The organism is [Flexibacter] sp. ATCC 35208 (assembly GCF_001975825.1).
GTDB lineage: Bacteria > Bacteroidota > Bacteroidia > Chitinophagales > Chitinophagaceae > Chitinophaga.
The window spans coordinates 124,299-138,540 of sequence record NZ_MTKN01000003.1 but is presented as its reverse complement, the minus strand read 5'-3'; the positions used below and the strand labels follow the sequence as shown (position 1 = coordinate 138,540).

General features: G+C 45.5%; 15 protein-coding genes. 9 read left to right on the top strand and 6 right to left on the bottom strand.

Going from position 1 to position 14,242, the window contains the following annotated elements; translation table 11 throughout:
* Window positions 1–23: 23 nt before the first annotated feature.
* The 4 genes from BW716_RS03655 to BW716_RS38915 all read left to right on the top strand — a co-directional run bounded on the left by BW716_RS03655 (window position 24) and on the right by BW716_RS38915 (window position 3,809).
* The gene (locus tag BW716_RS03655) at window positions 24–1,157 is read left to right on the top strand and encodes a SusE domain-containing protein (RefSeq protein WP_083721062.1); all 1,134 of its coding nucleotides are present in this window, start codon (window positions 24–26) and stop codon (window positions 1,155–1,157) included.
* Between the two features lie 11 nt (window positions 1,158–1,168).
* Window positions 1,169–2,302 (top strand): glycoside hydrolase family 76 protein, encoded by a 1,134-nt coding sequence (locus BW716_RS03650; RefSeq protein WP_083721060.1) that lies wholly within the window; start codon window positions 1,169–1,171, stop codon window positions 2,300–2,302.
* A 44-nt stretch (window positions 2,303–2,346) separates the two neighbouring features.
* Entirely contained in the window at window positions 2,347–3,411 is a 1,065-nt protein-coding gene (locus tag BW716_RS03645; RefSeq protein ID WP_220388707.1) for a glycoside hydrolase family 76 protein, read from the top strand.
* 89 nt (window positions 3,412–3,500) lie between these two features.
* Window positions 3,501–3,809, top strand: a complete 309-nt coding sequence (locus tag BW716_RS38915) for a GIY-YIG nuclease family protein (protein ID WP_083721058.1) — start codon at window positions 3,501–3,503, stop codon at window positions 3,807–3,809.
* Here BW716_RS38915 and BW716_RS03635 read toward each other — a convergent pair.
* From BW716_RS03635 to BW716_RS03610, 6 genes are all read right to left on the bottom strand, one after another.
* Complete coding sequence (locus tag BW716_RS03635; protein ID WP_083721056.1) at window positions 3,778–3,939, bottom strand: phosphatidate cytidylyltransferase; 162 nt, start codon at window positions 3,937–3,939, stop codon at window positions 3,778–3,780. The genes BW716_RS38915 and BW716_RS03635 overlap by 32 nt on opposite strands.
* A 146-nt stretch (window positions 3,940–4,085) precedes the next feature.
* Window positions 4,086–6,563 carry a mechanosensitive ion channel family protein gene (locus BW716_RS03630; RefSeq protein ID WP_083721055.1) on the bottom strand — a complete coding sequence of 826 codons (2,478 nt, stop codon included), beginning with the start codon at window positions 6,561–6,563 and terminating at the stop codon, window positions 4,086–4,088.
* Window positions 6,564–6,641: 78 nt separating this feature from the next.
* Complete coding sequence (locus BW716_RS03625) at window positions 6,642–7,223, bottom strand: nitroreductase (protein WP_083721053.1); 582 nt, start codon at window positions 7,221–7,223, stop codon at window positions 6,642–6,644.
* Window positions 7,224–7,233: 10 nt separating this feature from the next.
* Window positions 7,234–7,674, bottom strand: a complete 441-nt coding sequence (locus tag BW716_RS03620; RefSeq protein WP_083721051.1) for a thioesterase family protein — start codon at window positions 7,672–7,674, stop codon at window positions 7,234–7,236.
* A 12-nt stretch (window positions 7,675–7,686) separates the two neighbouring features.
* Complete coding sequence (gene rdgB / locus BW716_RS03615; RefSeq protein ID WP_083721049.1) at window positions 7,687–8,262, bottom strand: RdgB/HAM1 family non-canonical purine NTP pyrophosphatase; 576 nt, start codon at window positions 8,260–8,262, stop codon at window positions 7,687–7,689.
* 17 nt (window positions 8,263–8,279) lie between these two features.
* Window positions 8,280–8,777: a hypothetical protein gene (locus BW716_RS03610; RefSeq protein ID WP_083721047.1), complete on the bottom strand. Its 498-nt coding sequence runs from the start codon at window positions 8,775–8,777 to the stop codon at window positions 8,280–8,282.
* A gap of 169 nt (window positions 8,778–8,946) precedes the next feature.
* Here BW716_RS03610 and BW716_RS03605 point away from each other — a divergent pair, with 169 nt between their 5' ends.
* From BW716_RS03605 to fusA, 5 genes are all read left to right on the top strand, one after another.
* Window positions 8,947–10,065: a branched-chain amino acid aminotransferase gene (locus tag BW716_RS03605; RefSeq protein WP_235643451.1), complete on the top strand. Its 1,119-nt coding sequence runs from the start codon at window positions 8,947–8,949 to the stop codon at window positions 10,063–10,065.
* Window positions 10,066–10,342: 277 nt separating this feature from the next.
* On the top strand, window positions 10,343–10,669 hold the full coding sequence (locus BW716_RS03600) for a hypothetical protein (RefSeq protein ID WP_235643450.1): 327 nt from the start codon (window positions 10,343–10,345) through the stop codon (window positions 10,667–10,669).
* Window positions 10,670–10,802: 133 nt separating this feature from the next.
* Entirely contained in the window at window positions 10,803–11,183 is a 381-nt protein-coding gene (gene rpsL, locus BW716_RS03595; RefSeq protein ID WP_012789278.1) for a 30S ribosomal protein S12, read from the top strand.
* 32 nt (window positions 11,184–11,215) lie between these two features.
* A complete protein-coding gene (rpsG, locus tag BW716_RS03590) occupies window positions 11,216–11,683 on the top strand; it encodes a 30S ribosomal protein S7 (protein ID WP_083721043.1) in 468 nt (155 codons plus the stop codon).
* A 241-nt stretch (window positions 11,684–11,924) separates the two neighbouring features.
* On the top strand, window positions 11,925–14,069 hold the full coding sequence (gene fusA, locus BW716_RS03585) for an elongation factor G (protein WP_083721041.1): 2,145 nt from the start codon (window positions 11,925–11,927) through the stop codon (window positions 14,067–14,069).
* Window positions 14,070–14,242: the final 173 nt, after the last annotated feature.

Sequence of the window (14,242 nt, the reverse complement as noted above, 5' to 3'; positions counted from 1 at the left end):
TTATTTAAAAATTGCTGCAACACATGAAAACATACTTCCTGCATATATTAGCTATCATGTCCCTGCTGACTGTCAGCTGTAAAAAGGACGATTACAAACTCAATACGAACATGAAGCCGGTACCAGCGCTGAGTGCACCGGTAGATGATAAGTATATCAAACTGCAACCTACTACCAGCGCTTCCGTATCATTCGAATGGGAGCAGGCACGTGCCGAAGATGGTTCACTGGTACTGTACGAAGTAGTGTTCGACAAGGAAGACGGCGACTTCTCTGCACCACTTGCTACCATTGCATCTGATGGTGGTGGTGTGAATAACAAACTGACACTGTCTCACAAAGATCTGAATACCATCGCTGCCAAAGCGGGTATCGCTTCTCTTGCAGTAGGCAAATTGAAATGGACTGTCAACTCATCAAAAGGATACAATATTCAGAAAGCTGCTGAAACCCGTACTATCGAAGTAGAAAGACCAAATGGTTTTGCAGAAATTCCTGTTGATGTATTCCTGACAGGTGCTGCTACTGAAGCTGGTGATAACCTGGCTGCTGCGCTGAAAATGAAATCTACTTCTGCGGGTGTATTTGAAATCTATACTTCTCTGAAAAATGGTACTTACCATTTCACAGACAGAAATACTGGTACGCCGACTACCTTCTATATTGATGGGGGAGCTGTAAAACAAGATGGCGAAAGTACGCAGGCAGTTGGCACAAAAATATACCGTCTGCAACTGGATTTCAACAATGCTGCAGCTACTGTAACTGAAATTACTGCGATAGGTCTATGGTTCGCACCTGAAAACAAAATCATGTACAACCTGGATTATACCAGCAATGGTGTATGGTCTTTCAAAAACCAGCCGATCACCTTCCACCAGGAATCATGGGGGCGTGATGAACGTTATAAATTCCGCCTGAGTGTCACTGCAGCTGATGGTACGACAGGTTACGAATGGTGGGGTTCTTCCAATGCAGACAACAACCGTCCTACTTCTGCCACACCACTGTCTTTCTGGGAACTGCACCTGATCAGCAACAGCGATCAGTACAACTACTGTTTCAAATTCAACGGTGATGTAGACACTAAAAACTGTGATGTGAATGTATACTTCTCTCCTGACAAGACGTATACGCATGAAGTGATCATTAAATAAATTATTGAATTATGCGCAAATTGATAATTGTTGGCACCTTACTCATTACAGGATTTACTTCCTGCCTGAAAGAGCCTGTGGACGATGGTCCCGGGCCTGGCGCAGGCGCTGTGAGCTATGTATATAACTGGCCTGCTATTGCTGATTCTACAGAGAATTCACTGATCAGCGGCTGGTACAATCAGAGTGGCAATTACTTTAATAAGAACAATAGCAGTGATCAGACTTTCAACTACTGGCCCAATGCGCATGCATTGGATCTACTGGTAGATGCATACCTGCGTACAGGTGATGTGGCCATCAAAGCACGTATGGATAAATTGCTGGATGGTGCACAGGTGAAGAATGGCAATACCATCATCAATCACTTCTATGATGATATGGAATGGATGACGCTGGCTTGCCTGCGTGCATACGAAGCCACCAGTGATGCGCGATACAAAACTGCCGCTACTACCCTGTGGGAAGACATCAAAGGTGGATGGGATGAAACCTTTGGTGGTGGCATTTATTGGAACAAGGACCGTCAAAATAAGAATACGCCCGCCAATGCGCCCGCCAGTATCATCGCCTCCCGCTTTTACCAGCTGGATCATAAAGGCGATGACCTGGCATGGGCCAAGAAGATCTATCAGTGGCAAAAGGATAATCTCGTAGACCCAACTACAGGGCTGGTATGGGATGGGCTGGATGCCAGTGGTACGAACAAGGCCTGGAAATTTACCTACAACCAGGGTGTGTTCATAGGTGCAGCAGTAGAGTTGTACAAACTTACAGGAGATAATACTTACCTCTCTGATGCCTTGAGAACGGCGAATAATTCCCTGGGTAGTGAGTTCACCACCAACAACATCTTCAAAGACGAAGGTGGGGGCGATGGTGGTCTGTTCAAAGGTATATTGGTTCGTTACTTAATGCTGCTCATTACAGATGGTAGTATTTCCAGCACCGACCAGGCGAAATTTGCGAATTCCTTATTGCTGAATGCACAAACTATGTGGTTGCAGGGTACTACCCGTCCACAGGTGATCTTTAATACCAGCTGGACAAGTACAGCAACTACTACAGATCTGACTACCCAGCTCAGCGGATCTATGTTGATAGAAGCTGTCGCCAGACTAAAAGAACTGGAATTGATTGACTAATTTTATATCTCCGGCTTCGGCCGGAGATATAAAAATCCACAAGCATGCTTAAATACTCAGGTCTCATGATGCTGCTATGCCTTCATAGCAGCATTTTCGCGCAGTCATCTGCCAACAAAACTCACGCAGACACACTCTGGTCAGCAGTCACCAGGAATCTGTATGACGCGCAAAACAAACTCTATTACGAAACCACTGACAAGGAAAAGAGAGAAAACCCGCATTCCTATCTCTGGCCTTTGTGTGGTTTGATCCAGGCAGCCAACGAAATGGAAGCCATTCACCCGGGCAAAAACTACATGCCCACCGTTATTACAGCCATTAATGCCTATTACGACAAAAAAGCGCCCGCACCGGGTTATGACTCCTATGTCGTGAAAGAAAAGGGCGGAGACAGGTTTTATGACGACAATCAGTGGATTGCCATCGCCTACCTGGATGCGTATAAGCGCACAAAGAAGAAATGGTATCTTGAAAAAGCCACGGAAATTTATAAATTTATGATGACGGGCTTTGATACCATTTCCGGCGGTGGTTTATACTGGAAAGAGGGAGATAAAAGTGGTAAAAACACCTGCTCCAATGGCCCGGGCATATTGGTAGCCTTACAGTTATATCAGGCTACCCACCAGAAAAGCTATCTCGATACAGCGCTGCTGTTGTACAATTGGGTCAACAAATACCTGCAGGCGCCCGAAGGTTTTTATTACGACATGATCCATGTGCCATCGTTGAAAATCGACTCCGCTGCTTACACCTACAATGCGGGTACGATGCTGGAAGCCAATGTCAAACTATATCATATTACAAAGGATAAGCATTACCTGGAAGCTGCACAACACATAGCAGCCGGCAGTTATGCTCACTTTTTCCGCCAGGGCAGGTTTCCATATTCCTATTGGTTCAATGCTGTCCTGCTCAGAGGGTACGAAGCATTGTATGCTGTGGATGGTAACCGACAGTATATCAATGCAATGCAGGAAGATGCCGACAAAGTATGGACTACCGAAAGTGATGAAAGAGGATTGGTCGGTCATAAGAAGGACAAAGATTTATTAGGACAAACGGGCATGATGGAAATTTATGCCCGCCTTGCCCGGATAAAATAAGTATCTTTGCTTCTCTATGAAATACAGGAATACAAAAGGTTACCTCCGACACAGGGTAACCTTTTGTGTTTCATGGCTTAACCATTAATATGTATACCGTTTATATCCTTTTTTCCCGGAGGTACCAGAAAATCTATACCGGACACACGACTGATCTTGTTAAAAGATTTCACTTTCACAATGTGCATGGGCGCCAGAAAGGCACCCTGCAGTACAGGCCATGGGAGGTCATCTATCTGCAAAACTTTGAGGATAAGATCTCCGCAATGAAACATGAATGGCTGCTTAAATCAGGCAAGGGCCGTGCGTGGATATGGTCCCGCATCAAGCAGGAGTTTTATGCCAACGGATATATCAGTGGCTCTGTTACTTCCGTCCACGGGATATCAGAAATATGATCAGGAACACCACAACTGCTACAGCAATGATCCCTGTCCATACACCGGCTTTAAAAATACCGCCTACTACTTCGCAGCTGCTTAACAGCATGATGGCAAAACCCAGTAACGCAAGTTGTAAGTTTTTCATAATCTTAGCTTTATATACTGATACATCATACAGTGTGCCAGATGCTACCTTGCGTTATAGTGAAGACATTTAATGGATATTACCCGATTTTCCCGTGGCAGGTTTTCATCATTTTGTTTCTGAAAGCGTGAATACGCTTTCAGAAACTATGGTGTTGGTGGATTAGGGTGCTGCTGTTGCCAGAACATGGGATCCATATTTATCTGCACCTGCTGTGGTGTAGGATGTGCAATCGTAATACCCGCTTCCTGCAGGGAAGCATATATTGACGTCAGCACCGCACTTTTCATGCTCCCTGCCTGACCCAGATCATTGATCCAGAAGAATGCCTGAAAATCCATCCCCCCATCTCTGAAGTTACTTAGTAACACTGTGGGCTCCGGCGCCGCCATGACCCCTTCATGCTGTTGCAAGCATTGTTTCATCACCAATATCACCTTATTAATATCCGCACCATACGTCACACCTACAATGATGTCTACTCTCCGTGAACGGTTACTCAATGTCCAGTTCACCAGCTGTTGCGCAATCAGTTCTCCATTCGGCACAATCACCTCCGATCCATCTCCAGCCGAAATCCTGCTGGACCGGATACCAATCTCCTTTACCACACCCGTACGGGTTCCTAATTCAATGGTATCACCCACCTCAATTGGTTTTTCAAAAGCCAGTATAATCCCCGACACGAGGTTATTCACAATATTCTGTAATCCAAAACCAATACCTACACCCAATGCCCCCACGACAATTGCCAGCTTATCCAATGGTATCCCCGAAGCTGCAAACGCCAGTAATACGCCAGCTCCTAAAACTGCCAGTCGTAGTAACAACATGTAAGATCCCCAGCCTTTGCGGGTCGGTACATTATTGCCGGTATATCCCAATAAGAAAGTTAATAACTGACTCACCACCGAAGACACCCAAATAATCAACAGGAACACAATCACCCCTCCAAAAGAAAAAGCAAAACTGCCTATCTTTCGTTCTGCCACCAGTATATCTGCTACCAGTTCATATAAGGCGTCATATATGTACAGGTTCCTGGCTATCAGCGTCAGGTATCCCACTGTTGCTATTACATACAGGATCGATTTCAACCTTGCCTTGATATGCTGATAATCGAGGAAAGACACAAACGTACTTGAATGTTTATTCGCCTCCACATGCAGGTAAATGGCCTCCATCAGTATCTCCACCGTCAACACAATCGCCAGTGAAATGGTAATACTTACCACGCCCGCCGCGCCAAAGATCTTTGCCGCAGTGACCCGCGCTATGATCACCAGGAACAATGACAATCCACTCATCATCATAAAGATCCACACCGCATGTTTTGCATATTTCGGTAATGGCAGCTTGGTTTGCTCAATGCTGTGCAACAGGTAGTAACCTAAGATCACACCGAGTATGCCACCTGTAAAGATGCCCCACTGCTCTGTAAATGTGACCTGTATCAACAGGTTATTCACACAGTATAACGCTAACAGGCATACGAGCAGGAACCATCTTCTGAACAAATGTCCTGGCAGATACTTTTTAATAATAACAGAAGCGCAAATCACCGCTATACCCCATGTAATCTCCGAAAACAATATCGGGTACTGAATATTCAGCATGGCCGACAAGGTGGCCATCAATAACAATGTGCCCGCTATCGGATGTACAATCACATACCTGATCTGTTGCAGGATGGTCTCCGCTTCCGGACCGGTATGATCTCTTCTGATCCGTCTTATGTTCGACATTACCCACCATGCAAACCCTACTGCCGCCAGCAACCAGAATAAGATCATCGGTCTTCTGATAGCAAAAAAGATCTGCAATACATGCATATTTTTCGCCACTGATCGCTGTAATACGTGTGGGAAAGTAGGCCCCTTTTTACCTGGCCGCGGCGGTTCCCACAGATAACTGAAATCTTTATCGAACATCCGCACACTATACTTCGACAACTGAAAATCCATATCCTCTAACAGGTTGGTGGATTCCAGGTACCGCTTTGCCACCTTATTCTGTAATAATCCAAGGAACAATAAATTGCGCTTGTTCGCACTGTCCACCTGTCTCCACTTGGTGATCAGTGTGGCCATTTGCCCCACATAAATATCCCGCAGTTCATCTTCCGCAGGTATATCTCTCATGGTGGTATCCTTTCGCAATTGCTGTAGGGTATCCGTGATGTTTACTAATTTATCATAATATTTGAATAACTGGCTTTGCCAGTTATCCAGCCGCCATTCCAATTGTACGAGTAAGACCCTGTTGGTATACAGGTCCATTACATTCGGGGTACTTCCAAGGGCGGTAATATCCCGCTTCACTACATTCAGAGAAGAATCGATCAGTGGGAGTCGTTCACTGATCTCAGAGGTATCCATCCCTCGTTTCAGTATACTCATTACCTCATTGAGCATGAGGGTATAACTTTCCAGTCGGGTGATCAGCACCGCCACCGAGGTATCAGAAAGGTGTAGTTTAGGTTTCCCCGAAGAGCTGTCTTTCACCTGTTGTGAAATGATTTTGCTCAGGGTCGCGCTGTCCAGGGGCTTGGACGCAGGGGTTTGTGCGTGCAGCAATACTACATGACACAAGAATAGCAGGAGTAAGGTTAATCTGACCTTCATGTATTAGCAGATTAAAAAGAATATGGCTTTGAGTAAGTTGTGAGCACCCAAAGCCATATCAATAAAAATACCGGATTTTTATTTTTCCCACTTCACTTTTTCAGACATTGGCTTTAAGCGCCTGCCTTCAGGTAGGGGTTCATCGGAATAACCGAGGTAAAAGATGCCGATTACCTTGTCTTCCTCGCCCAGAGAAAGATAATCTTTCATGGCGGGAGAGAAGGTCATACCACCGGAACCCCAGTAGCCAGCCAGTCCCAGGGCGGTAGCACCCAGCCACAGGTTCTGGACTGCACAGGATACGGCAGCAATCTCTTCAATTTCAGGAATACCTGGTTTGTTGCCTCTCTTCATACAAAGTACGATTACGTGGGAGGCCAGGTCGCCCTGTGTTTTCAGTTTTTCGTAGTTGCCCAGGATAAATTTATCAGGGGCGGTATTGGCTTTGTATAGCTCAGCGTGAGCTGTACAAAAGCGTTTTACGGCATCGCCGCTAAATACCGGAAAGTACCATGGTTCAGTATAACCATGAGTAGGGGCCCAGTCAGCCAGTTCAAGGAGAGCCTGAATTTGTTCGTCCGGAATGTGTTTGCCATTCATAGAAAACGGCTTGATATTCCGACGGGTGGTGATAATGCTCTTCAATTGTTCAAAGTCCATGCGCGATATTTTATTTAACAGGTGAAAGAGTTTGTTTCCACTCTTCGGGCAGGCGGGCTACTTTTCTGGTTTTGTAATCAAAGTAAATCATACCGGATTTGGCTTCTGCGATCAGGATGGTTTTATCCCCGCGGACAGTTGTAATACGGTAGTAAAGATCAAAACCAAAAGGGGTGAAATCGTCGGCCCCTACAGCGATGTCAAAGATATCGCCGTGGAAGCCTTCACCTTTGTATACGAGGGCGGCATCGGCCATGATAAGGCCTGCCTGACCATCTTTGTCCAGTTCACCATACCCGAAATTGGCAAGGAAGCGGAGACGTGCTTCGTGAATGATAGAGAGAATGGCATCGTTACCTACGTGACCACCATAGTTGATATCCCCAATCCTTACAGGGAGTTGGGTGTGAAAATCCATTTGTTCGGGAAGCTCAATTTTTACTCTGGCCATTTATGTATGTTATCAGTGAGCCTTGAGGAAGGCAATCAGTTTCTGGAATGCTTTGGCTCTGTGGCTAAAAACATTTTTGCCGGCCATGTCCATTTCGGCAAATGCGAGCGCAGAACCATCAGGAACGAAGACAGGATCGTAGCCAAAGCCTTTGCCACCTCTGCGTTCGGTGAGGATAGTGCCGGGGCAGATACCTTCGAACTGGTATTCTTTATCGTCGAGAATAAGGGAGATGACGGTTCTGAAATGGGCACGGCGATCGGTTTGGCCTTTCATTTCGTGCAGCATCTTCTCAATATTGTCTTCGGCAGATTTCTGCTCGCCGGCATAGCGGGCGGAGAGTACACCGGGGGCGCCGTTCAATGCAAATACTTCCAGCCCTGTATCTTCAGAGAAGCAGTGCTGGTGAGTCATATTGTGGATGGTCACCGATTTTTCCCGGGCATTCTCTTCCAGGGTATCGTGTGGTTCCGGTATATCGATGTCGATACCGGCTTCCTGTAGGGTGATGATCTCGAACGTGTCGCCCAGCATGGAGCGGATTTCCTTTATTTTATTTTCGTTGTTGGTAGCGAATACTAGCTTCATGAATGTAAGTTACAGATTTATATCCCCAGCAATAGTTTGAGGCCTCCCCACAGCTTTCCTTTCAACATCTTATCCTGTGCGATGAGCTGCAGATCGTCTGAATGCAATAACTGACAGCCATTGGCGGAGATCATCTGGTAAACAGGGAAATCTTCCAACCCCATGGTAGCAGGAGGGATGCCAAAAAACACAGCCTGCTTCATTTTTACGGCCGATTGCCAGGATGTAAAGGCCATGGCAGGGTAATGGGCTATATTTATCAATGCTATATCCTGCATACCCAGTTTACAGGCATTTAAGATATTGGTGAGGAGGTTGAATAATTCTTCGTTTAAGTACGCTCCCCCCTCATTTTGTATGAATAGCGCAATATTTTTTTGATTTTCACCTAAAAATTTCACGTCCGGAATGACAGCAGGAGTGGTGGCAACAGGTGCTTTTTCCCCCGGTATGATGGGCTGGGTAAAGATCCTGGCCAGAAAGTATGGGTCCAGCTGTACTTGATCAAAAGACATGCATATATAGTTTAAATTGAATGTAAAGGCCCCCTTTGGGGAAAAATTTGCTTTATTTGCATTTGACGAATTGAGCAAATTTAAGTCTATTCATTTTCAGATGCGCGATTTCCGACTTTAGATTTCGCCTTCCTTTCATACATCCAAAACAAATTAACAGCACTTTATTATGATGGGAGTAGATAAACAAATAGAAAACAGGGTAGGGGAAGAAGCCTTAAAAAAAATTAAGGTAACCCGCACAAAGAACTCAAGGATTGGGGAAATAGACTTCAATAACCTTATCTTCGGGAAGCAATATGCCGACCATATGTTGGTGGCAGATTTTGATGGGAAAGAGTGGAAGAATGCAGAGATCCTGCCTTTCGGCCATCTGTCAGTGAGTCCTTCCAATGCTGCATGGCACTATGGCCAGGCTATTTTTGAAGGCATCAAAGCCTACAAAGATCAGGAGGGCAATCCGATGATTTTCCGTCCATACGATAATTATGCACGTTTTAACAGTTCTGCAGAGCGTATGGGGATGCCTGAAGTGCCGGAGTGGCTTTTTATAGGCGGGATGGAACTTTTGATCGATCTGGACAGAAATTGGGTGCCGACTAATGATGGTTGTTCTCTGTATTTACGTCCTTTTATGATTGCCGCTGATGAATTTATTGGCGTAAGGCCTTCAGATACGTATAAATTTGTTATTATTAACTCGCCGTCCGGTCCGTATTTTAATAAACCGATTAAATTGCTGGTACAGGACAAATATATTCGTGCTTTTCCTGGTGGTGTAGGTGCTGCCAAAGCAGCAGGTAACTATGGCGGGGTAATGTACCCAACCATGCAGGCACGCAAGCAGGGTTATGATCAGATACTGTGGGTAGATGGATTGGAATTCAAATACTTACAGGAATGCGGTACAATGAATGTGTTTGCCATAATAGGGAACACTGCCATAACGCCGGATTTGAATCAAGGCACGATTCTGGCTGGGGTAACACGCGCTGCTGTAATGTCTGTATTGGAAGATATGGGCTTGACAGTAGAGGAGAGGCCGGTATCGATCGAAGAGTTGGTAACGGCGAATGAAGCGGGTACCCTCCGCGAGGTATTTGGCACCGGTACAGCTGCCAGTGTGGCCTATGTACAGGAGTTGGATTACAAAGAGCACCAGATCAGGCTTGATACTACCAGATACGAGGTAGGAAATGAGTTGCTGCAAAGGCTGGATGCTATCCGTACGGGTAAAGCGGAAGATACCCGTCACTGGAATTACAAAGTAGGAACTTACTCAAAATAGTCTTAGTTGTGTTGAATTGAAAGGCCATCTGCGCGAGTAGATGGTCTTTCTCTTTTATATAAAGCCGTCTTTGCACAAAGACGGCTTTGTTTATATATGTCGGCCGAAATACGTATCCGATAAGACATCCTTAGGTCTCACAGGGAGATAAGCCGCCCATAAGCCGCCTATATCCCGCCTATAAGCCGTAGATAAGCCGCATCTATATAGAGGCGGCTTATCTACGGCTTATAGGCGGGATATGTACGGGTTAGCCTTTATTTTAACCAAAGGCGCGATGGAAACACAAAGCTATTTTGTACATTTGCGCCCTATGACCATGGTATCTTTCATCGCGTCGTTGGATCAGGCTGCTCCTCCTGGGGAGATTTCACCTTATTTGAAGGCTTTGTGGTGGGATGGTAAAGGGAACTGGCAACAGGCTCACGACATTATCGAGCATATGGATAATGACACGGCCGCCTGGGTGCATGCCTACCTCCACAGGAAAGAAGGCGACCGGGGAAACGCCCGGTATTGGTACAACAGAGCGGGACGAAGTATGCCAGAATCTACGCTGGACATGGAATGGACGGATATTGTCACGGAATTAATCAATACATGACATGATTTCCTTCAAAAAAATGTTCAAAACATTTTGTTATTAACAAGGTTCGTGTTACCTTTGCCCTCCCAAATTCCCATTCTGGGTGATTTGGATGTCATTGTAAACCGACAGAAAAAAAAACTTAGGTAGAATGCCTACTATACAACAATTAGTAAGAAAAGGAAGAGAAATTATCCGGGCTAAGTCCAAGTCCAGGGCTTTAGATAGCTGTCCACAGCGCCGTGGTGTTTGTACCCGTGTGTACACAACCACCCCTAAGAAGCCAAACTCTGCACTGCGTAAGGTAGCAAAGGTGCGTTTGACCAACAAAGTAGAGGTGATTGCTTATATCCCTGGTGAAGGACATAACCTGCAGGAGCACTCTATCGTACTGATCCGTGGTGGTAGGGTAAAAGATTTACCGGGTGTTCGTTACCATATCGTTCGTGGTTCCCTCGATACTGCTGGTGTGAAAGACAGAAAGCAGAGCCGTTCCAAGTATGGTACCAAAAAGGAAAAGGCTAAGAAATAATTTATAATAACTATTTGAAATTTTCCAAATAAATGAGAAAGCAAGCCGCGAAAAAGATGCCTTTGGCTCCGGATCCTCGCTTTAACGACAAACAGGTTACCCGGTTTGTTAATAACGTGATGGAGCAGGGCAAAAAGAGCATTGCCTTTAGGATATTTTACGATGCGATCGACAGAGTGAGCACTATCACTAACGATAATGGTTACGAAGTGTGGAAGAAAGCGATCACAAATGTAACTCCTGCCGTTGAAGTTAGAAGCCGTCGTATCGGTGGTGCTACCTTCCAGATCCCTTCTGAGGTTCGTCCTGACAGAAAGATCTCCCTGTCTATGAAATGGTTGATCCGTTTCGCAGGTGAAAGGAATGGTAAGAGCATGGCTGAAAAGCTGGCTGCTGAAATCATAGCTGCTGCAAAAGGTGAAGGTGCTGCTTTCAAAAAGAAAGAAGATACTCACCGTATGGCTGAAGCTAACAAGGCATTCTCTCACTTCAGGATCTAAATCTATTGCCGTTTTACGGTAGATGGTTTATAAAGATATAAGGGAAACATCCTCTGGGCTATACTGGGGGATGTTTTTCCTTTTCTCATATATACCAATTTTTTAAACCTTGTAACTAAAGGGTCGCGTAAGTATTCTGCTGCTGAAATAACAATTTGGCAAAATTGCCTGTTGTATTTATTAGCAAAAATGAATTACCTTTGCCCCCCAAATTGCATTATTATACAGTCATTTTAATATTATGGCAGACTTAAGATTTCAAAGAAACTTTGGTATTGCGGCGCACATTGATGCGGGTAAAACCACTACCACAGAGCGTATCCTGTACTACACAGGTAAATCCCATAAGATAGGGGAAGTGCACGAAGGTGCCGCCACCATGGACTGGATGGCGCAGGAGCAGGAGAGAGGTATTACCATCACATCTGCTGCTACTACCTGTTTCTGGAAATTCCCAACCACTCAGGGAAAGCTCCAGCCAGATACAAAAGAATACAAATTTAACATCATCGATACTCCAGGTCACGTGGATTTCACCGTTGAGGTTGAACGTTCCCTGCGTGTACTGGATGGTCTGGTGGCTCTGTTCTGCGCTGTATCCGGCGTTGAACCACAGTCTGAAACCGTTTGGCGTCAGGCTAACCGCTACCGTGTACCACGTGTAGGTTTCGTAAACAAAATGGACCGTGCCGGTGCTGACTTCCTGAACGTGGTAAAACAGGTGAAGGAAATGCTGGGTGCAAATCCGGTTCCACTGATGCTGCCTATCGGCGCTGAAGATACTTTCAAAGGTGTGGTTGACCTGATCACCATGAAGGGTATCATCTGGGACGAAGAAGGTAAAGGTGCTACCTACCAGGAAATCGAAATTCCTGCTGATATGAAGGATGAAGCTGAAGAATGGAGAGCTAAACTCGTAGAAGCTGTTGCTGAATACGATGACAAACTCATGGAGAAATTCTTCGAAGATCCTAATACTATCTCTGAAGATGAAATTCACGAAGCTATCCGTAAAGCAACGATCGATATCGCTATCATCCCAATGCTGTGCGGTTCTTCATTCAAAAATAAAGGTGTACAGAAAATGCTGGATGCCGTATGTCGTTACCTGCCTTCACCAGTAGATATCGAAGCGGTTAAAGGTACTGATCCTGACAATGGTAACGAGATCGAGCGTAAGCCAGATGCAAAAGAACCATTCTCTGCACTGGCGTTCAAGATCATGACTGATCCATTCGTAGGTCGTCTGGCGTTCTTCCGGGCTTATTCCGGTCACCTGGATGCTGGTTCTTACGTACTGAACACCCGTACAGGTAAAAATGAGCGTATCAGCCGTATCATGCAGATGCACGCCAACAAGCAGAACCCAATCGACTTCATCGAAGCTGGTGATATCGGTGCTGCTGTAGGTTTTAAAGATATCAAAACAGGTGATACCCTGTGCGATGAGAAAAATCCTATCGTACTGGAATCTATGACCTTCCCGGAACCAGTTATCCACATCGCTATCGAGCCTAAAACTCAGGCGGATATGGACAAAATGGGTCTGGCTATCGCTAAACTGGTAGAAGAAGATCCTACCCTGAAAGCTAAAACTGATGAAGAAACCGGCCAGACCGTATTGAGCGGTATGGGTGAGCTTCACCTGGAAATCATCGTTGACCGTATGCGTCGCGAGTTCAAGGTAGAAGTTAACCAGGGTGCACCTCAGGTTGCTTTCAAGGAAGCATTCACGCTGAAGGTTGAACACCGTGAGGTTTATAAGAAACAAACTGGTGGTCGCGGTAAATTCGCAGACATCCAGATCGAAATCGGCCCTGCTGATCCGGAATGGCTGAAAGAGAACGACGGTAAACAATTCCAGTTCATCAACGATATCTTCGGTGGTTCCATCCCTAAAGAATTCGTTGCTCCGGTACAGAAAGGCTTTGAGTCTGCTATGCACCAGGGTGTACTGGCTGGCTACCCGCTGGATAACCTGAGAGTTCGCCTGTATGATGGTTCATTCCACCAGGTTGACTCCGATGCAGTATCCTTCGAATTGGCTGCAAGATCAGCTTTCCGTGAAGCAGGTCGTAAAGCAAAACCAGTTCTGCTGGAACCAATCATGAAAGTAGAAGTTCAGACCCCAGACCAATACATGGGTGACGTAACAGGTGACCTGAACCGTCGTCGTGGTATGCTGGAAGGTATGGAAATGAGAAACGGTGTACAGGTAATCAAAGCTAAAGTACCTCTGAAAGAAATGTTCGGATATGTAACTCAGTTGCGCTCCCTGTCTTCCGGTCGTGCTACTTCCATCATGGAGTTCTCTCACTACTCACCTGCTCCAAATGCTGTTGCTGAAGAAGAAATGGCAAAAGCAAAAGGTAAAGTGAATGCATAAATCATGATTAGTATCTGATTGAATATGGTCCCGTTCCGGTTAATCAGGAACGGGACTTTTGTTTGGGGCCAATTGTAACATCTCTATCACTGCAACGTTTTATCCTCAAGATGCTGGATCTTTTCTTTATAGGGTAGTATATACCCAAAATTGTCTCTATACAAAAGCCGACT